The 18,382-nt window shown below is 60.0% G+C and carries 13 protein-coding genes; 5 read left to right on the plus strand and 8 right to left on the minus strand.

The window, feature by feature from the left end; genetic code table 11:
- Positions 1 to 202: 202 nt before the first annotated feature.
- Positions 203 to 2,596: a TonB-dependent receptor gene (locus L888_RS0105085; RefSeq protein ID WP_027952095.1), complete on the plus strand. Its 2,394-nt coding sequence runs from the start codon at positions 203 to 205 to the stop codon at positions 2,594 to 2,596.
- A gap of 120 nt (positions 2,597 to 2,716) precedes the next feature.
- Here L888_RS0105085 and L888_RS0105090 read toward each other — a convergent pair whose 3' ends face one another.
- Positions 2,717 to 5,707 carry an outer membrane beta-barrel protein gene (locus L888_RS0105090; protein WP_027952096.1) on the minus strand — a complete coding sequence of 997 codons (2,991 nt, stop codon included), beginning with the start codon at positions 5,705 to 5,707 and terminating at the stop codon, positions 2,717 to 2,719.
- A 246-nt stretch (positions 5,708 to 5,953) separates the two neighbouring features.
- On the opposite strand from L888_RS0105090, the gene aroB reads away from it, so the two are divergent.
- Positions 5,954 to 7,012, plus strand: coding sequence for a 3-dehydroquinate synthase (aroB, locus tag L888_RS0105095; protein WP_027952097.1), 1,059 nt, complete (start codon positions 5,954 to 5,956; stop codon positions 7,010 to 7,012).
- 241 nt (positions 7,013 to 7,253) lie between these two features.
- Here the strand turns inward: aroB and L888_RS0105100 are convergent, their stop codons facing one another.
- From L888_RS0105100 to L888_RS0105130, 7 genes are all read right to left on the minus strand, one after another.
- Positions 7,254 to 8,243: an AMP-binding protein gene (locus L888_RS0105100; RefSeq protein WP_027952098.1), complete on the minus strand. Its 990-nt coding sequence runs from the start codon at positions 8,241 to 8,243 to the stop codon at positions 7,254 to 7,256.
- Positions 8,222 to 9,253 carry an o-succinylbenzoate synthase gene (locus tag L888_RS0105105; protein WP_027952099.1) on the minus strand — a complete coding sequence of 344 codons (1,032 nt, stop codon included), beginning with the start codon at positions 9,251 to 9,253 and terminating at the stop codon, positions 8,222 to 8,224. The genes L888_RS0105100 and L888_RS0105105 overlap by 22 nt, the downstream gene beginning before the upstream one ends.
- A gap of 120 nt (positions 9,254 to 9,373) precedes the next feature.
- On the minus strand, positions 9,374 to 9,697 hold the full coding sequence (locus L888_RS0105110; RefSeq protein ID WP_044248693.1) for a GxxExxY protein: 324 nt from the start codon (positions 9,695 to 9,697) through the stop codon (positions 9,374 to 9,376).
- A 183-nt stretch (positions 9,698 to 9,880) separates the two neighbouring features.
- Positions 9,881 to 10,705 (minus strand): 1,4-dihydroxy-2-naphthoyl-CoA synthase, encoded by an 825-nt coding sequence (gene menB, locus L888_RS0105115; protein ID WP_005846270.1) that lies wholly within the window; start codon positions 10,703 to 10,705, stop codon positions 9,881 to 9,883.
- Positions 10,681 to 12,345: a 2-succinyl-5-enolpyruvyl-6-hydroxy-3-cyclohexene-1-carboxylic-acid synthase gene (gene menD / locus L888_RS0105120; RefSeq protein ID WP_027952101.1), complete on the minus strand. Its 1,665-nt coding sequence runs from the start codon at positions 12,343 to 12,345 to the stop codon at positions 10,681 to 10,683. The genes menB and menD overlap by 25 nt, the downstream gene beginning before the upstream one ends.
- A 46-nt stretch (positions 12,346 to 12,391) precedes the next feature.
- Complete coding sequence (locus L888_RS0105125) at positions 12,392 to 13,468, minus strand: isochorismate synthase (protein ID WP_027952102.1); 1,077 nt, start codon at positions 13,466 to 13,468, stop codon at positions 12,392 to 12,394.
- Between the two features lie 12 nt (positions 13,469 to 13,480).
- Entirely contained in the window at positions 13,481 to 13,927 is a 447-nt protein-coding gene (locus tag L888_RS0105130) for a PaaI family thioesterase (protein WP_005846264.1), read from the minus strand.
- Between the two features lie 60 nt (positions 13,928 to 13,987).
- Between L888_RS0105130 and L888_RS14645 the strand changes: the two genes are divergently transcribed.
- The 3 genes from L888_RS14645 to L888_RS0105140 all read left to right on the plus strand — a co-directional run bounded on the left by L888_RS14645 (position 13,988) and on the right by L888_RS0105140 (position 18,057).
- Entirely contained in the window at positions 13,988 to 14,155 is a 168-nt protein-coding gene (locus L888_RS14645) for a hypothetical protein (protein WP_169732667.1), read from the plus strand.
- 11 nt (positions 14,156 to 14,166) lie between these two features.
- A complete protein-coding gene (locus tag L888_RS0105135) occupies positions 14,167 to 15,675 on the plus strand; it encodes a glycoside hydrolase family 28 protein (RefSeq protein ID WP_044248696.1) in 1,509 nt (502 codons plus the stop codon).
- A 99-nt stretch (positions 15,676 to 15,774) separates the two neighbouring features.
- Positions 15,775 to 18,057, plus strand: a complete 2,283-nt coding sequence (locus tag L888_RS0105140) for an alpha-N-acetylglucosaminidase (RefSeq protein WP_211234597.1) — start codon at positions 15,775 to 15,777, stop codon at positions 18,055 to 18,057.
- The last annotated feature ends 325 nt before the right edge of the window (positions 18,058 to 18,382 follow it).

The raw sequence follows: 18,382 nt of genomic DNA on the forward strand, positions 1-18,382 counted from the left end.
ATCCCCCTCCCACCATACCCCGCCATGGCTGGAAACGCCTTCTTTTGTTTCCGGAACGTGGCGGAACGGGCAGTTCGCCCATTGCATTTTACCCAATTTTGAGTATTGCAGGATGCGGTGCGAATGATTAATTTTGCAGCCGAATGCCGGACAAACGGCCGGCAGAACTCAAAGTTTAATCATTTTTCACCCCCATTTTTATATGGAAACCAACCAAAAACTATCCCCATGCCGGATTGCGTCCGCCCGTCAACACTTGGCGGGAGCAGCTCTTTTGCTCTGTCTCGCCACCCCCTCCCTCCCCTGCCACGCCCGGCCGGCCAACGTGCCTGAAACGCCGGCTCGCAGCCGCACCCAACTTTCCGGTAGCATCGTGCAACGCGGCACACGCACGCCGATAGCCAATGCCGTGGTCAGCGTGGCGGGCACCAACATCGTCGTTTCCGCCGGGTCGGACGGCGGCTACCGGCTACCCTGGCTGCCCCAAGGGCAGTGCATCGTGGAGGTGAAGGCCCCGGGCTACCGCACGCAGACCCGCACCCTCGCGCCCACAGCCGCTGCAAGCACGCTCGACTTTGAGCTGACACCCGACGAAATATCGCTCGACGAGGTGGTGGTTTCGTCCAACCGCACCGTCACCCTGCGCCGCGAGGCTCCGTCGCTGGTCAACATCATCGACGCCAAACTGCTCCAAGCCACCAACTCCTGCACGCTGGCCCAGGGGCTCAACTTCCAGCCGGGCGTGCGCACGGAGACCAACTGCCAGAACTGTGGCTTCTCGCAGGTGCGCCTCAACGGACTCGACGGCCACTATTCACAGATTCTCATCGACTCGCGCCCCATCTTTTCCTCACTCAACGGCGTGTACGGACTGGAACAGATTCCCTCCAACATGATCGAGCGCATCGAGGTGGTGCGCGGCGGCGGCTCGGCCCTCTACGGAGCTTCGGCCATCGGCGGCACCATCAATGTCATTACCAAGGAGCCCCTGCGCAACTCCGGCGAGTTCTCGCACCTGCTCACAGCCATCGGCGGCACCGGCAGCTGGGAAAACAACACCACGGCCAACGCTTCGCTCGTGACCGACGACGGCCGCGCGGGACTCTATCTTTACGGCCAGCACCACTACCGGCCGGGCTACGACCACGACCACGACGGCTACACCGAACTGCCCAATCTGAACAACACCACCGTGGGCTTCAGCTCGTTCCTGCGGCTGAACCCACACTCCAAGTTCACCTTGCAGTACCACAACCTGAGCGAGTTCCGACGCGGAGGAAACCTGCTCGACCGCGCGCCGCACGAGGCCAACATCACCGAACAGATAGAGCACAGCATCAATGGAGGCAATCTGGCCTACGACTTTATCTCGGCAGAGGCCCGCCACCAGGCCAAGGCCTACTTCTCTTTCCACCACACGGCGCGCAAGAGCTACTACGGCGGCACGGGCGAGAACGCCTCCGACGAGGACCGCGCCAACGCTCTTAAAGCCTACGGCCGCACGCGCGACCTGACCTATGTGGCCGGTACACAGTACACGCGGCGGTTCGACCGGCTGCTCCTGATGCCCGCCAACCTCACGCTGGGAGCCGAGTACAACCACACGGGACTCGACGACCGCATCCCCGGCTACGGCCGGCACCTGGAGCAGCGCGTCAATATCTGGAGCGCATTTGCCCAGAACGAATGGAAGAACCGGCAGTGGAGCCTGCTCGCCGGCTGCCGCATAGACCGTCACAATCTGGTGCACCGGGCCATCCTCAGCCCCCGCGTCAACCTGCGGTTCAACCCTGCCGAGCCCGTCAGCCTGCGGGCATCGTATGCGGCTGGCTTCCGTGCACCCCAGGCCTTCGACGAGGAACTGCACGTCGGGCTGGCGGGCGGCGAGCGCATCATGACCGTTGCCGCCCCGGGGTTGAGGCACGAACGGTCGCACAGTTTCAGCCTGTCGGCCGACTGGGTAGGCCAGTGGGGCGGGCTGCAGGTCAACCTGCTGGGCGAGGCTTTCTATACCCGTCTCACCGACGTGTTCGGTCTGCGGCAGCTCAGCGAGCAGTTGCCCGACGGCACCCACGTGCAGGAACGCTACAATGCCAGCGCGGCCCATGTGGCCGGCGCCAACCTGGAGGGCAAGCTGGCCTACGGCCGATGGGTGTCGTTGCAGGCCGGACTCACCCTGCAGCAGAGCCGATACCACACGCCGCAGACCTGGGACGAGGAGGCCCCGGCCGAACGCCGCATGATGCGCACACCCGACACCTATGCCTATTTCGCCCTGTCGTCCGCCCCGGCAAGCCGTCTGTCCGTGTCCCTCTCGGGCAACTACACGGGCCACATGCTGGTGCCCCATCTGGCCGGGTCGGGCATAAGCCGGCCCGAGGCCGTGCGCGTGCGCGACTTTCTCGTGCTCAACCTGAAGCTGGCCTACGCCTTGCCCACACGCACGTCGCTCGGGCTGGAGCTCAATGCCGGCGTGCAAAACCTGGCCAATGCCTACCAGAACGACTTCGACCGCGGCTGGAACCGCGACTCGGGCTACATCTACGGGCCGGGCTCGCCGCGCTGCTTCTTTGCGGGCATACGGGCCTTCTATTGACCACAACGGCGTAATCGCACCGCGACGACGGTGCAGACGCCACGCGAAAACGGCGTAATCGCATTGCGATTACGCCGTTGTTGTTTTGCCTTTGCGGCGTTTTGGTTTCCCGCCGAAACCTTAATCCACCATGGACGGGCCGCCGAAGCCGCCGCCGGGACGCCCGCCCCCGAACCTGCCGTGGCCGCCAAAGCCACCCGGCCCGCCGCCGGGGCCTCCGCCGCGACCGCGCCGGCCGCCGGGCCCCATGTCGGGCCCGTGCATGTCGTGACGGGCGTTCTTGCCGCCAAAGACGTTGAGCCGGTAGTTCACGCGGAGCATGACATAGCTGTTGATGGAGTTGTACTCCGTGTCACTGCGCTGCTGGGCCGACACCGTGCGGCTCAGGTTGCTCTGGTTGTGCAGCAAATCGTAGAACTGAAGCATCACCGTAAGCGGCCGCCCGGACAGGAAACCCTGCGAAATCTGGGCGTTCCACACCAGCTCGTTGGTGTTGAGCGACTGGTCGGCATAGCCTCGCCGGCTGCTCATGTGCACGTCAGTGGCCAGCGTGGTGCCCCAAGGCATGGTGGCGTTGACGTTGGCCCCGTAGGAGAATTGCCAGGTGTCGAGGTTGGCTGTGGCCTGCAGGTTGTTGCGGGTGTGGCGGTACGACAGCGACCCGTCGAGCTCCACCTCCAGCCAGTCGTTGCGGTAACTGCCCGAGAAACGCTCGCCCAGCTGCAGGTCGCGCGACGTGTTCTTCTGCGAATCGGCCGTGCGGCCGAGCGTCACGAAGCCCACGTTGTTCTCATAGCCCACCGTGGAGAAGGTGTTGATGTTCCAGTAGCCGGCCGTGTCGAGCGGCGTGTTGAACATGAAAGCGCCGTTCAGGTTCCAGTCGCCGTTGATGTTTTCTGGGCGTGTCAGGCGGCCGCCCGTCTGCTCGTTGTAGGTCACCCTGCTGCTGATGGCGTTGCGCGTGGTGGAGAACCGCAGGTTGGTCATGACCGCCTGCCGCTTCTGCTCCGAATAATTGTTGTAGAAAAAGTTGAAGTTCTGCGTGAACGAGGGCTTCAGCCCCGGGTTGCCCGTGCGGATGTTGAGCGGGTTGGAGTCGTCGTAGACGGCGAGCAGGTCGCTGATGGCCGGCTGCGAGGTGTTGGCCCGGTAGTTGATACGCAGGTTGCTCACCTTGCTGAACCGGTATCTGAAGTCGAACGTGGGCGACACATTGGACACCCGCCGCGCGGTGTCCACGCTGAGGCCCTGATAGTCCTGCACGTAGTGGGAGCGCTGGGGCTGGGCCAGCACGCCGGCGTTGAGCTGGTATTTCTCCCGAATCATGCGGAACATCAGCTCGATGCTGTGCGTGTAGTTCCTGTATTCCGAGTAGCGGCTCAGGTCGCTGTTCAGATAGCTGGTGTAGGGACGGGCCAGCCGGGAGAGGTAGTTGTCCCACGTGCGGTAGCCCAGCAGCGCGCCGGCGAAATAGTCTTCGCCCAGATTGGAGAAGTCGTAGGTGGAGCGGTCGCTCTTGTTGTAGCTGTAGGCAAAGCGGTAGCGCAGCTGTAGGAACGTGGCGCGCCAGAGGGGCTCGCTGTAGGTGGCCTGGAGCGTGTAGTTCCAATTACGGGCCGGAGTCACCGTGTAGCGGTTGGTCTGGTAGGTGGAATCAAGGCCTTGCCGGTTCTGGATTTGGTAGAGATGCACGTTGTTGGCAGACAGTGCCTTGTTGTCGTTGCGGCCGTAATTGCCGTCGGCCCGCAGCGTGATGTTGCGGCCGCTGGCGTTCAGCCGTCGGTTGAATTGCAGCATCATGCCCGCACTCTTGCTGTTGGAGTAGGTCAGGTTGACCGTGTGGCTGGTGTTCACCAGCAGACTGTCGGCGGCCAGTCGGGCCAGCGAAGCGTCGGCCAAAGGGTCGTCGGTCAGGGTGTAGGGGTCGGCATTGAAGGCAGCCGACATACCTCCCGTGATGCCGTCGCTGCTATTCAGGCTGGCCGTGGGGCGGATAGTGATGGTGGTCATCGTGTCTGGCGTCCACTCGATGCGGGCCTGGGCGTTCCACTGGTTGCCGCGCGAGAAGTTCTGTCTGAGGCTGTTGGAGAACGAGCCCACCCGGCTCACGAAGTTCTCCGACGACGACTTGGTGTAGACATCGCCGTCGTTATGGTTCCAGCGCACGCTGCCGTCAATCTTCAGCAAGTCCTTTTTCTCGTAGTTGATGTTGGTTCCTGTCATCTTGGTGGCGTTGAGTCCGTTGCGGCCGCGGCCGAATCCGCCCCGGCCGCCAAAGCCCATGTCGTTCACGTTGTTGGCATTGCCCATGCCGAAGATGCGCCAGTCGGCGTTGAAATAGCCGCCGAAAAGGCGGTTGGAATAGCGGCTCTGGCTGCCCGCAGCCATGTCGGCATTGGCCATGAGCCCCTTGTTCATGCCGGGCTTGGTGCCGAAATCGAGCACCGTCTGCTCGTCGCCGTCGTCGATTCCCGTCACCCGTGCGAGGTCGCTCTTTTGGTCATACGACTTCACTTTGTCTATGATCGAGGTCGGGATGTTCTTCATGGCCGTCTTGGTGTCGCCCGTCATGAACTCCTTTCCATCCACAAGAATCTTCTTGACCTGCTTGCCGTTGATGGTAATCTTGCCGTCGTCGTCCACCTGCGCACCGGGCAACCGCTTCACCAGTTCCTCTATAGTGGAGCCCTCGGGCGTGCGATAGGCCGCGCTGTTGTAGACAAAGGTGTCTTCCTTGAGCGTCACCTTGAGGGCCTGGGCCGTCACTCGGGCCTCTTTCAGCATCACGGCATCCGAGCCCATTACCACCGTTCCCATGCGGAGGTCGCGGTCGTCCTGCATCAGCAGCCGCTTGAACGAGGCGACATAGCCAATGCTCGACAGCTTGAGCAGATAGTGCCCGTTGGCCGGCGCCTGAATGACAAACTTGCCGCTGTCGCTGGATATGGCTCCCGCAACAAACGTGGAGTCCATCTTCAGCAGCTGCACGGTGACCATGGGAATGGGTTCGCGCGAGTCCTTGTCGACCAGCACGCCCGATATTTCCCGCTTCTGGGCTCCGGCCATCACTGACGTCAGCATCAGGAGGGCAAGGAGGAGGCTCTTCTTCATACCTTGATTGATAAGCTGTGGTTCTTGACTTGATGATACCCTTATGACGCGTTTGCGCCGCAAGGGTTTAATGGCGGTGCCGAAATCTCCCGTTTTTTCATCGGCGTCAAAAACCTGCACACGCACGGGAGGGTGTGCGCAATACGGGCGACAATTCCCTTAAAAAGACTTAATATGTAGTCATAATTGGTTCCACATTGTTCGATTTATCACTATATTTGTAATTAAAGAAAACAAAATATGATTATGGAGCAGAGCGTTATTATATCGAATAATTTGAAGACGGAGCTGGCCACGGCCCTCTCCGAGTGCGAGCACGACAGGCTGTTTGTGCTCGCCGATGACAACACGGCGGCCCAGTGCTGGCCGCTCATTCGGAATTTCTTTTGTCTGCGAGGGGCCCGGCTCATCACTATCCCTGCCTCCGACACCCACAAGGACCTGGAGTCGCTGACCCATGTGTGGCGGCAACTGGGTCAGGGCGGGGCCACGCGCCACTCCTGTCTCATCAATCTGGGGGGAGGAATGGTAACCGATTTGGGAGGCTTTGCAGCATCGACGTTCAAGCGCGGCATCGACTTCATCAACATTCCCACCACGCTGCTAGCCATGGTCGACGCCTCGGTGGGCGGCAAGACGGGCATCAACTTCGACGGACTGAAGAATGAAATAGGTGTGTTCAACGATGCCAAGCGCGTGCTTCTGGACACGGAGTTCCTGCGTACGCTCGACGAACGGAACCTGCGCTCGGGCTATGCCGAGATGCTGAAACACGGGCTCATCTCCTCGGAGAGCCATTGGGCCGAGCTGCTCAACTTCGATTTGGAACGGCCCGACCTGCAGCAACTGGCCCGCTTGCTGGCCGAGTCGGTGCAGGTGAAAGAGCGCATCGTCGGCAAAGACCCCTATGAGAAAGGGCTGCGCAAGGCCTTGAACCTCGGCCATACCTTTGGGCACGCCTTTGAAAGTTTCTCGCTGCGCAAGCAGGATAAGGCTACACCTATCCTCCATGGCTACGCCGTGGCCTACGGACTGGTGTGCGAACTCTATCTCTCGGCCCTGAAAACGGGATTCCCCACGGAGAAGATGCACCAGACAGTACAGTTCATCCGCGACCACTATGGCCGCTTCACCATCAGCTGTGACGACTACAACGAACTGATTGCGCTGATGCGTCACGACAAAAAGAACACGGCCGGCACCATCAACTTCACCCTGCTGGGCAATATTGGAGACATCCGCATCAACCAGACGGCCGGCGAAGACGACATCAAGGAGGCGCTCGACTTCTTCAGGGAAGGGTGAGGGCAATTCAAAATTCAGAATTCAAAATTCAAAATTGGCCCTGCGGCGAAGATGCAAATCGGAGTTCAAAATTTAAAAGGGGCCCTGCGGCGAGGATGCGATTCTAAATTTATCACTTAAAATGAGCCCTGCGGCAAGGATGCGATTCTAAATTTATCACTTAAAATGAGCCCTGCGGCAAGGATGCGATTCTGAATTTATCACTTAAAATGAGCCCTGCGGCGAGGATTCGCCGCAGGGCTCATGGGTTTTGCAAGGCCAGCTTTTCGGCCTCGGCGCGGGCGGGTTTTCCGTTGGTTGTCAGGGGAATATGGTCGGCGTGGACATATTTTCGAGGCACCCAGTACTGGGGCAGGGCATTCGTACAAAGCTCTGCCACTTCGGTCATGTCGGTGGCCTCGGTGAGCAGCACCACCTTTTCGCCATACTTTGCAGACGGGGCTTTCGTAATGAGGAAAGGCTTGGCGAGAAACGGCCTCAAGGCCTTCTCCACCTCTTCTATCTGTATCTTAATGCCGCCGGACACGATGACGTTGTCCTTGCGGCCCAGTATGCGGAAGCCCTTGCCGGGCAACAGCTCCACGCGGTCGTGGGTAACGAGGCGCCCATCGTGCACCAACGGTGCGTCGATGACGAGGCAGCCGGCGGCATCCTGACCGAGCTGCACGCCATGAAAAGGCGTGTACCACTCGCTGGCCTTTGGGCCGGAGAGGCGGCGCAGGGCGATGTGCGAGAGGGTTTCGGTCATGCCATAGGTGCTCCACACGGCGTTGGGGAAGCGGCGCAAACGGCGGGCCAGACTGTCGTCAACGGCCCCGCCGCCGATGATGAGTTGTCTCACGTTGCGCAGCCAAGCCTCCTCGGCAGGCACTTGCAGTGTATTGTAGACCTGCAATGGCACCATGGCGGCAAAGCTGATGGCCCCGGGACGACGCTGTTCGACCGACAACGCGGCGGCCGGGTGGCCGGTGGGGGGCACGCATACCAGCCTCATGCCCCGCTCCAGACTGCGCACCACCATCATCTTGGCCCCGATATAGTCCAGATTCATGCAGAGCAAGGCAGTGTCGGCCACCGTCAGTCCGAGAAAGTCGCAGGTGATACGGGCCGAGTTGAGCATCCTCTGCTTCTCCACCCACAGCGGTTTTGGTGTGCCCGTGGAGCCGCTGGTGTGCACCAGCAACCGGTCGCCGGGAGCGTTCCATTCGGTCAGGAATTCTTCAAGAACCATAGTTTGTCTCCTCGTATTTGCAGGGGCATGTCGATGTTGTCGGTATAGAGCATTCCCGTGCCCAGCCCCTGCGGCATGAGAATATGGGGTCCATAGACCTCGGCGCAGAGGTGGGCCACGGCATTGAGCCCCACGTTGCTTTCCAGAGCCGACGTAATCCACGAGCCGATGCCCCGCTCGCGGGCCAGCCTTATCCACTCGCGACAGCCTGCCATGCCGCCGTGCAGGCTCGGCTTCAACACGATGTAGGCTGGGCGAAGCTCGTCGAGCAGCCGCGTCTTTTCTCCCGGATCGTTCACGCCTATCAGCTCCTCGTCGAGGGCAATGGGCAGCGGCGACACGCGGCAGAGCCGGGCCATCTCGGGCCACTGACGCGGGCGGATGGGCTGTTCGATGGAGTGAATGCCGTATTGGGCCAGCGCATCCAGTCGCTCCGAGGCGTTGTCGGGGGAGAATCCGCCGTTGGCATCCACCCGCAACTCTATCTGTTCGCGGGTGTAACGGCTGCGAATATGACGGATGAGTTCCAGTTCGCGCTGCCAGTCAATGGCCCCAATCTTCAGCTTCACACAGCGGAATCCTGCGGCCAGCTTCTCCTCCATGCGCGCGCTCATCTGCTCGAAGGTGCCCATCCAAACGAGTCCGTTGATGACGATGCCCTCTTCGCCACGGGCAAAGGGCGTGTCGAAGAGGGCCGGCGAACCGTGGGCACGAAGCTGTGCCATCGCCGTTTCCAGTCCGAAGAGCACCGACGGATAGGGCCGCAGACAGTCGTAGGGAATCTCGCCTGTCCGCTCCACGTTGCGGCATGCCTCGCGCAACAGGGCCTCATAACGCGCCCGGGGCATCGCGTCGCAACTCAGGTCGGGCAGCACCGAGCACTCGCCCACCCCCTGCACGCCGTCCTGTTCCAGCGTGACGTAGTAGGAATGGTGCGTGGTGTACACCCCCCTGCTCGTGCCTGCCGGCTGCTTAAAGTGCAGCAAACGGTCAAAATAATTTGCTTTCATCCGACAAAAGAACAGAGATTAAAGACATAATAACATAATAACAAAACTTTAATCGTAGGTGCAACTTCAAAGCAACGGTATAGCAAAAACTCAGAATTGCTTGGTGTAGAGTCGGTATTTTCACCTGTATTCCAGCTTCTCTGAACCGAAATTAATGAGTAATCCATCATCTATGCCCGTGGCCGTCAAGTAATTGACAAGCTGTATTTCATGGGCAACAGACAAGGATTGAACAGCCTTCAGCTCAAGAACCAGCCGTTCCTCGACGATAATGTCTGCCTTAAAGTTACCTACAACCACATGGTCATAGTACACTCGGATAGGCCGTTCGGTCTCATAAGCAATGTGATTCCTACGCAATTTCACAACCATTGCATTCTTATAGACGCTTTCCAAATACCCTGGCCCCAACTGTCTACGGATATTTTTGGACATGTCCATCATCTTACAAATCAAATTATCTATATCTGTCGGATGGTCATGAGGCGTACATATCTTTGACTCTACCACTATTTTTTGTTATTATGTTACTATGTCTTGTTATTGTGTTACTATGTCTTTAACTACCCGCTCCCGACTTTCGCATCACGTTGCTATGTTGCAATGTCTTCCTGCGGGTATTCCGTCTTAGGGGAACTGCGGGTATTTGTCGAAGTTGGGCTTCCGTTTCTCCAGAAAAGCACGGCCTCCCTCCTGGGCCTCGTCCAAGGTATAGTAGAGCATGGTGGCGTCTCCGGCGAGCTCCTGAATACCGGCTTGCCCGTCGAGTTCGGCATTGAAGCCGGCCTTCATCATGCGCAAGGCGAGAGGAGAACGCTCCATCATGGTCTCGGCCCACGCCACACACTCATCCTCCAACTGGTCGGCGGGCACCACTTTATTCACCAATCCCATCTGTTCGGCCTCGTGGGCGGAATACTGACGGCAGAGAAACCAGATTTCACGGGCCTTTTTCTGACCCACGATGCGGGCCAGATAACTTGCTCCCAGACCGGCGTCGAAGCTGCCAACCTTGGGCCCGGTCTGGCCGAAGACGGCGTTTTCGGAGGCCACGGAAAGGTCGCACACCACGTGCAACACGTGGCCGCCGCCGATGGCGTAGCCGTTGACCATGGCGATGACAGGCTTGGGAAGCCGCCGGATTTGCATCTGTACGTCGAGCACATTCAGCCTGGGCACGCCGTCGCCGCCGATATATCCGCCACGCCCCTTGACGTGCATGTCGCCGCCCGAACAGAAAGCCTTATCGCCGGCACCGGTAAGAATGACCACACGAATGTCGAGACAGTCGCGGCAATAGGTGAAAGCCTGCCCCATTTCCATGACTGTAAGCGGTGTGAAAGCATTGCGGTAACGTGGCCGGTTGATGGTGATTTTAGCAATGTGATGATACGATTCAAACAGGATTTCCTTGAAGTCGAATCCTGCTATGGGTTTCCAGTCTCTTTCCATATCTTGATATTTTGAATGTAATTCTGGTAAATGCGGGCGTCTTCACGCCCGTCGGTCTGCACCTCCAGCAGGATGGGGCGGTCTGAACAGGCGGCGGTCAGCACCCCCAACAGCCGGTTGAGGGATGCCGTATTGTCGGCACAATAATACGCAATGCCGTTTTCTCGGCAGATGCCCTCGGCCGTAGTGCGGTGGCTGGCCGCCACATAACGGTCGCAAGCAGGCGACCGATCCAGTCCGTCGAGCTGGTAGAAGATGCCGCCGCAACCGTTGTTGAGCAGCAGTATGCGCAGGTTGCCGCGCAGGTTTCGGTTCCAAAGGGCGTTCTGATCGTAGAAGAAACTCAGGTCGCCAATGACGCAATAGACGTGTTTGTCAGTCACGAGCGAGTAGCCGGCAGCCGTGGAGAGTGATCCCTCAATGCCGTTCACGCCACGGTTGCAATGGATATAATGCCACGAAAAGATGCAACCCAGACGCACGGCCATGCTGTTTGCATAGTGCGTTTCGGAGCCTGGGGCGTTGCGTTCGGTCAGTTCTTCAAGACGCTTCACGGCGAGCATCTGCGAATAATCGGGCTCGAACACCGCACGGTAGCGGGCCGCCCGCAGCTGCACGGGCGCCCAGAGGTCGCGAAATGTCGTCATGGAGGCTGTGCCCAACTGTTGCAACACGTCGCGCGGTTCTGCTGCAATCACTCCTGTAAGATTCATCAACACATCGTGTATCTCGCCGTCGGGGCAGACCGTCCAGCACTCCGCCTCACGGGCACGACGCAGGAATCGGCGGGCCTGTTTGCTCACCAACGTGTCGCCGACATAGAGTATAAAGTCGGGCAGGTAGCGGTCGTCGCCGTCGATGAGTGCCATGGTCTCGTCGAGTCCTGCGGCTGTTCGGCCAGCGATGCTCAGCCGTTCCTGCAACACCACATAGCCCAAGGCGTGCAGACGCCCGCCAAGCGACTGAGGAAAGGCCCCGCGCCGCAACTGCCCCACAACAATCATGGGGCGGCGTGCATGCTCAAAACGGGCCAGCATGTCGCGGTTCACCACTGTCGGTTCGGTGGGCAACCCATGGATAACACGCTCGCGGGGCAGCCGCTCCACGGTGTAGTCGAAGAGCGGTTCGCCGATGGGCACGTTGATATGAACCGGGCCGCCGCCACCCCGACGGGCAGCCAACAAGGCCTCATTGACGAGCCGATTGCAGTACCATCGCTCCTCGTCATCGTGGGGTTCGGCCAAGTTCACGACCTTGCGGACGAGTCCTCCCAATGCTCCGGGCTGGGGAAGCGTCTGCCCGTCCAGCTGATCGATCCACTGTGCCGGCCGGTCGGCCGACACCACGACGAGCGGCAGATGCTGGTAACAGGCCTCGGCCACGGCAGGAGCAACGTTGAGCAGGGCCGACCCCGACGTGACACACACCACCACCGGCTCGCCCAAGGCCTGGCAAATGCCCAGTGCATAGAAGCCAGCCGACCGCTCGTCGGTGACAGGATAGCACGTCAGCTCCGGGCAAACGGCCAGATTATGGACGACGGGCGAGTTGCGGCTGCCGGGACAAACCACGGCATGGCGCACGCCATGGCCCAGTAGCAGGGCCGTGAGTATATTCACATGGTCTTTGCTTGAATACATGGACGTTCTGTCTTGAGATGGACTAACAATGGAGAAAAGGGCGACGTCACAACAGACGCAGCATGGTTTGCAGCTTGTTCTGGGTTTCCAACCACTCGCTTTCTTCCCGACTTTCGGAGAGCAGCCCGCCGCCGGCATAGAGCCGGCAGCCGTCGGGCTGTATCTCCATGCAGCGCAACGACACATAGAGATGGGTGTCGCCGTGAGGCTGGAGCGGCCCGCAGAAACCGCTGTAATACTTCCTTTCAACAGACTCCTGCCCAAGAATGAAGCGGCGGGCCTCCTCCTTGGGGATGCCGCAGACGGCGGGCGTGGGGTGCAGGGCCGAGAGCAGACGGCCCAGATGCGCCGTGTCGGACAGTGAAAAATGGAAATCAGTGCGCAGGTGCAGCAGGTGGGCGGCCTGCGTGGTATAGGGGCCCGTGCTTGAAACCTGCCGTGCAAAGCCCTCCAACACCTCTTTTATATAAGAGGACACACACTGTTGCTCGCTCACGTTCTTGGCCGACCATGCCACGTCGGCCGGCCGATGGCCCCCGGCATTCATCGTTCCGGCCAGGGCCATGGTGCGCCAATCGTCTCCGTTGCCACTGAGCAACACCTCGGGTGTGGCCACCAACCACGTGCCGGCGTGCCGCAGGGAGACCAATGCTATGAACTGATGGGAATACAGGCGACAGGCTTTCCAGAAGAGTTGCTCGGCCCGAACGTTCGCGCCCTTCACCGTAGCGCGGCGCGACAACACCAGCTTGGCAAAGCGGCCGGCCGCGATTTCATGGTGAAAGCTGGAGAAATCGTGGTGATAAACCTGTCGCTCGGCCGTGTCGTCTCCCTCCTCTGCCTTTGATTCCAGTCGGGAATGGGCTCCATGGCAGGACGCGGCCGGGACAGCTTCGCCCGTTGGCGGCCCGTCAGTGGGCAGTTCTTCCACCACGTCGGGGTGCATGAGCAGGATGGGGCAATCGGCCGATGGCTCAAAGGGTGCCATGACCCAGCCCGACCGTCCGTCCAAATCGGCCACCGTTTTCAGCTGTTCCGGCTCTCCGTCGGCTTGTGCCATGAAGATGCAGCGGCCGGTCTCGGGCAGTCGCCAGTAGGCATAATTGACTAAATTTCTTCTCACCTCACGTCTGCATTACTCGTCCGCCGGTTGCTGGTCGAACGGCGTTCCTTTCTTGGGCGTCACCACATAGTTGGTCACGTGCACGGTAGAAATCAGTTCGTGAGCAGAGTTTTTGATGTCCACCTGCCACTCGTGGAGGGTGCGTCCCTTGAACTGCAGCCGGCCGTAAGCCGTCACCGTGTCGCCCTCGAGCACGGCACGCACGTGGTTTCCGCTCACGCTGATGCCCACGCATATCTTGTTGGGACAGAGGGCCATGGAGCCCACGCCGGCCAAATTCTCGGCCAAAGCCAGCGAAGCACCGCCCGAGAGAAATCCGAACGGCTGCCGGTTGCGCCTGTCTACACGCATGCGCGCCATGCAGGTATCGGGCTCGGGCGTGGAGATGAACTCCATGCCGAGCGTGTTGGACAGTCCGTCCTGATGCTCGACGCTTGCTTTTTGATATTCTATGTTCATGTTGTCGTTCCCTGTATAACATGGGCAAAGATACAGATTATCATTGAAAATCGTCACGGATTGGCCGAAAATATTGGCGATGAAACGGCAAAGCCAACAAAAAGAAAGGGTGAAAACATGAAAAAGCAAGCCGCAAAACTTGTGTTTCTCGGCGAAACGCCTTATATTTGCCGCGTCAAATCGAGACTTTCCCCACCAGGCGGGCAGTCGGATCCAAGCCAAACCTAACACTCTCCACCATGCGCATCAAAGCCCTGACCACCCTTGCCGCCGCGCTCTGCCTACTGGTTCAGACCGCTGCGGCACGCGACTACGCAGCCGAAAAGTACCATATCGTAGGCGACGGAACCACCATGAACACCGCGGCCATCCAGCAACTCGTCGACCGGGTGAGCCGGGAGGGCGGCGGACGCATCGTCTTTGGGCACGGGTGCTACCTCACGGGATCCATCCACATGCGCTCCAACGTGGTTGTACACGTGGAGCGAGGAGCCACCATTCTGGGCAGCACCTCACCCTTCGACTACTTCAACGTCACTGCGCATTCGGGCAGCGAGACCGACCGAATGGACAATGCACACCTGGGTCTCTTCGTCTCCCACCGCGCCCGCAACATCAGTTTCACGGGCGAGGGCACAATAGACGGGCAGGGACTGGCCCTTGCCCTCGCGGCCGACAGCCTGCACCACGCCGGTGCCTACGTCGACGCCCACTACAACACACGGCGCATGCGCCCCAGCGAACTCGTGCGCCCCACCCTCTTCTATCTGGCCGAAACCGACGGCATACGCATTGAACAGCTGCATTTGCGCAACAGCTCCAACTGGGGCCTCTCGTTCAACATGAGCCGAAACATCACCATTCGCGGCATCGACCTCCACAACCGCGCCTACTGGAACAACGACGGCATCGACCTGACCGACTGCCAACGCGTCACCGTGACCGGCTGCTGCATCAACAGCGCCGACGACGGCATCTGCCTGAAATCGTACAATCCCGACAGCGGCAACGACAGCATCGACGTGAGCCACTGCGAAATACGCAGCTCGGCCAGTGCCATTAAGTTCGGTACGGGCTCCTACGGCGGCTTCCGTCACGTCAGCATCCGCCACATTCGCGTGCTCGACACGTTCCGCTCAGCCATTGCCATCGAGAGTGTCGACGGAGCCATCATCGAACACGTGAGCGTGGAAGACGTAGTGGCCACCAATACAGGCAACCCCATTTTCATCCGTCTGGGGCAGCGTGCCGGCCAGCGGCCGGGGGCCATTCGCCACATCAGGCTCAAGGATGTCTTCGTGCAGGTGCCTTTCGGACGGCCCGATGCCGACTACGACCTGCGTGGCCCGGAGGTCGACTTCTTCCACAACGCCATGCCTTCGCCCATCTGCGGCATCCCGGGCAACTGCATCGAGGATGTCGAGCTGGAGAACATTCGCATCGTCTGCCCCGGTCGCGCCACCAAGGGCATGGCCTATCTGCCGCTCTGGCGGCTCGACAGTGTGCCCGAGCGCATCAAGGATTACCCGGAGTTTACCATGTTCGGCGAGTTGCCTTCATGGGGATTTTACGTGCGCCACGTGCGGGGACTGAGCCTGAAAAACGTGGGGCTCTCGCTGGCCGACGCCGACTTTCGCCCGGCCATGGTCTTCGACGACGCGCAGGATGTACGGCTCGAAGACATCCGACTGCCCCGTGACGGCGCCACCCGGCAGATTGTCTACCACAACTGCGGAGCGCAGGAATAAACCACAGAAACACGGTGCAAAATCCGCATAAAAGCGGTGCAAACGCAGGGAAAAGCCGAGTTTTTTCATTATCTTTGCCGTCAATCAACCCTCAAGACAATGAAACGACTCCTGCTTTTCCTTTGCTGTTGCTGTGCCCTTTTGGCACAGGCCAACCCCGTGGACCGGCTCATCGGCCGCATTGCCCCCGGCTCGGCCGGCAAGTTCAAGACCGTGCTACAACCCTCCGACCGCGACTTCTTTGAACTTTCACAGGCCGGCGACAAGGTGTGCATCAAGGGCAACACCTGGGTGAATATCGCTTCGGGCCTGAACTGGTACCTGAAATACCATGCCGGCATCCACCTCTCGTGGAACAATATGACCGCCAAGCTGCCCGCCCGACTGCCCCGCATAGCCAGGCCCGTGCGCCGGGAGACCGACCTTGCCGAGCGTTACGACTTCAATTACTGCACCTTTTCTTACTCCATGGCCTTTTGGAACTGGGACCGCTGGCAGCAGGAGATTGACTGGATGGCCCTGCACGGCGTGAACATGCCGCTGGCCATCGTGGGCGAAGAAGTGGTTTGGCGCAACATGTTGCTTAGGCTGGGCTACACCCGCGACGAGGTGAACCGCTTCATTGCGGGCCCTGCCTTTCTGGCCTGGTGGGCCATGAACAACCTCGAGGGCTGGGGCGGACCGCTGCCCGACTCGTGGTACAGGCAGCAGGAAGCCCTGCAAAAACGCATACTCCAACGCGAGCGCGAACTGGGCATGGAGCCGGTATTGCCCGGCTATTGCGGCATGATGCCCCACGATGCCAAGCAGAAACTGGGACTCGACGTGACGCCCGGCGGCACATGGAACGGCTATGTTCGCCCGGCCAACCTCAGTGCCACCGACCCGCGTTTCGACGAGATTGCCGACCTGTACTACCGCGAGCAGACACGCCTCTACGGCAAGTCGCACTACTATTCCATGGATCCTTTCCACGAGACGAGCGACGACGTTTACATCGACTACGCCCAGGCGGGCCGCAAGCTCATGGCGGCCATGAAGCGCGAGAACCCCAAAGCCAACTGGGTGATTCAGGGATGGACCGAGAATCCACGCCCCGCCATGACTGACGGACTGCCCGCAGGCAGCCTCACCGTGCTCGATCTCTTCTCCGAATGTCGCCCCATGTTCGGTGCGCCCTCCATCTGGAAACGCGCCGAGGGCTACGGGCAACACGACTGGCTCTTCTGCATGCTCGAGAACTTTGGGGGCAACGTGGGGCTGCACGGCCGCATAGACCAGCTCATTGGCAACTTCCGTCTGGCCACGTCGCCGCAGTCGCCGCTGCAGCAGGCCCGCCGACACCTGCGCGGCATAGGCTTCACCATGGAGGGCTCGGAGAACAATCCCATCATGTTCGAGCTGATGAGCGAACTGCCCTGGCGCACGGACGAGGTAGCCCAGGCCGCCGATGCGCGCACTTTCCGCACGGAGTGGGTGCGCGGATATGTCAAGGCACGCTATGGAACCGACGACCCGCACGCCCAGCAGGCATGGCAGTTGCTGGCCGAAACCATCTACAACTGTCCTGCGGGCAACAACCAGCAGGGGCCCCATGAGAGCATCTTCGACGGGCGGCCCTCGCTCAACAACTTTCAGGTAAAGAGTTGGTCGAAGATGCGCAACTACTACGAGCCTTCGGCTACACTCGAAGCAGCCCGACTGATGGCGGCCGCGGCCGACCGCCTCAAGGGCAACAACAACTATGAATACGACCTTGTGGACATCGTGCGCCAGGCCATCGACGACCAGGCGCGGCAGGTCTACCTGCACGCCATAGCCGATTACAACGGCTTCGACCGCCGGGCATTCTCGCGGGATTCGGCCCGGTTCCTCGGACTCCTGCTCATGCAGGACCGGCTGTTGGGCACCCGCCGGGAGTTCCGCCTGGGCCGTTGGACCGAGGCGGCACGCAGTCTGGGCACCACGCCCGCGGAGAAAGACCTCTACGAATGGAACGCCCGCGTGCAGATTACCACGTGGGGCAACCGCGCGTGTGCCGACCAGGGCGGCCTGCGCGACTATGCCCACAAGGAGTGGCAGGGGCTGCTCGCCGACTTCTACTACATGCGTTGGCACACTTATCTCGACGCGCTCTCCCGACAGATGGCCCGCAACGCCCTGCCCGACCCCGACGCACTGGGTGGCGGACCCAACGCCACGAAGACCTCTTCAGAGCTCTTTGCCCTCGCCATGCCGGCCGGCCCGCAAATCGACTGGTATGCCTTGGAGGAGCCCTGGACTCTCCGACACAACACCTACTCGCCCCAACCCGTGGGCTCGCCCATAGACATGGCCCACGAAGCCCTGCGTATGCTCGACGATATTCAGGCCGCGCGGTGAGGTTTAAAGACATAGCAACATGGTTTAAAGACATAGTAACATAATAACAGATGGCTGCGCAATAAGAATAAAGCCACAGGCTTCGACGATGGTTTGCTCTTCAATTTCGGCCGTCTGGACGGTCTTAACATTAATCGTAAGCACCGAATTTACAGCCCCTCCACGCCTTTTCATTAAACAAAACAAGAACTTGCTCCCTCCAAACCACCGTGCCAGCTCCATGTTATTATGTTACTCTGTCTTTAACCTCACCGCGCCAGCCCCATGTTATTATGTTACTCTGTCTTTAACCCCACCGCGCAGCCATATGTAAAATATGTTGTTA

This window comes from Hallella seregens ATCC 51272, assembly GCF_000518545.1.
Classification (GTDB): Bacteria; Bacteroidota; Bacteroidia; order Bacteroidales; family Bacteroidaceae; genus Prevotella; species Prevotella seregens.

Coding starts and splice junctions, on each gene's coding strand:
- L888_RS0105100 (WP_027952098.1), bottom strand. CDS start 8,243: ATGGTTCTTGAAGAATTCCTGACCGAATGGAACGCTCCCGGCGACCGG.
- L888_RS0105105 (WP_027952099.1), bottom strand. CDS start 9,253: ATGAAAGCAAATTATTTTGACCGTTTGCTGCACTTTAAGCAGCCGGCA.
- menB (WP_005846270.1), bottom strand. CDS start 10,705: ATGGAAAGAGACTGGAAACCCATAGCAGGATTCGACTTCAAGGAAATC.
- menD (WP_027952101.1), bottom strand. CDS start 12,345: ATGTATTCAAGCAAAGACCATGTGAATATACTCACGGCCCTGCTACTG.
- L888_RS0105140 (WP_211234597.1), top strand. CDS start 15,775: ATGAAACGACTCCTGCTTTTCCTTTGCTGTTGCTGTGCCCTTTTGGCA.
- L888_RS0105110 (WP_044248693.1), bottom strand. CDS start 9,697: ATGATGGACATGTCCAAAAATATCCGTAGACAGTTGGGGCCAGGGTAT.
- L888_RS0105130 (WP_005846264.1), bottom strand. CDS start 13,927: ATGAACATAGAATATCAAAAAGCAAGCGTCGAGCATCAGGACGGACTG.
- L888_RS0105085 (WP_027952095.1), top strand. CDS start 203: ATGGAAACCAACCAAAAACTATCCCCATGCCGGATTGCGTCCGCCCGT.
- L888_RS0105135 (WP_044248696.1), top strand. CDS start 14,167: ATGCGCATCAAAGCCCTGACCACCCTTGCCGCCGCGCTCTGCCTACTG.
- L888_RS0105090 (WP_027952096.1), bottom strand. CDS start 5,707: ATGAAGAAGAGCCTCCTCCTTGCCCTCCTGATGCTGACGTCAGTGATG.
- aroB (WP_027952097.1), top strand. CDS start 5,954: ATGGAGCAGAGCGTTATTATATCGAATAATTTGAAGACGGAGCTGGCC.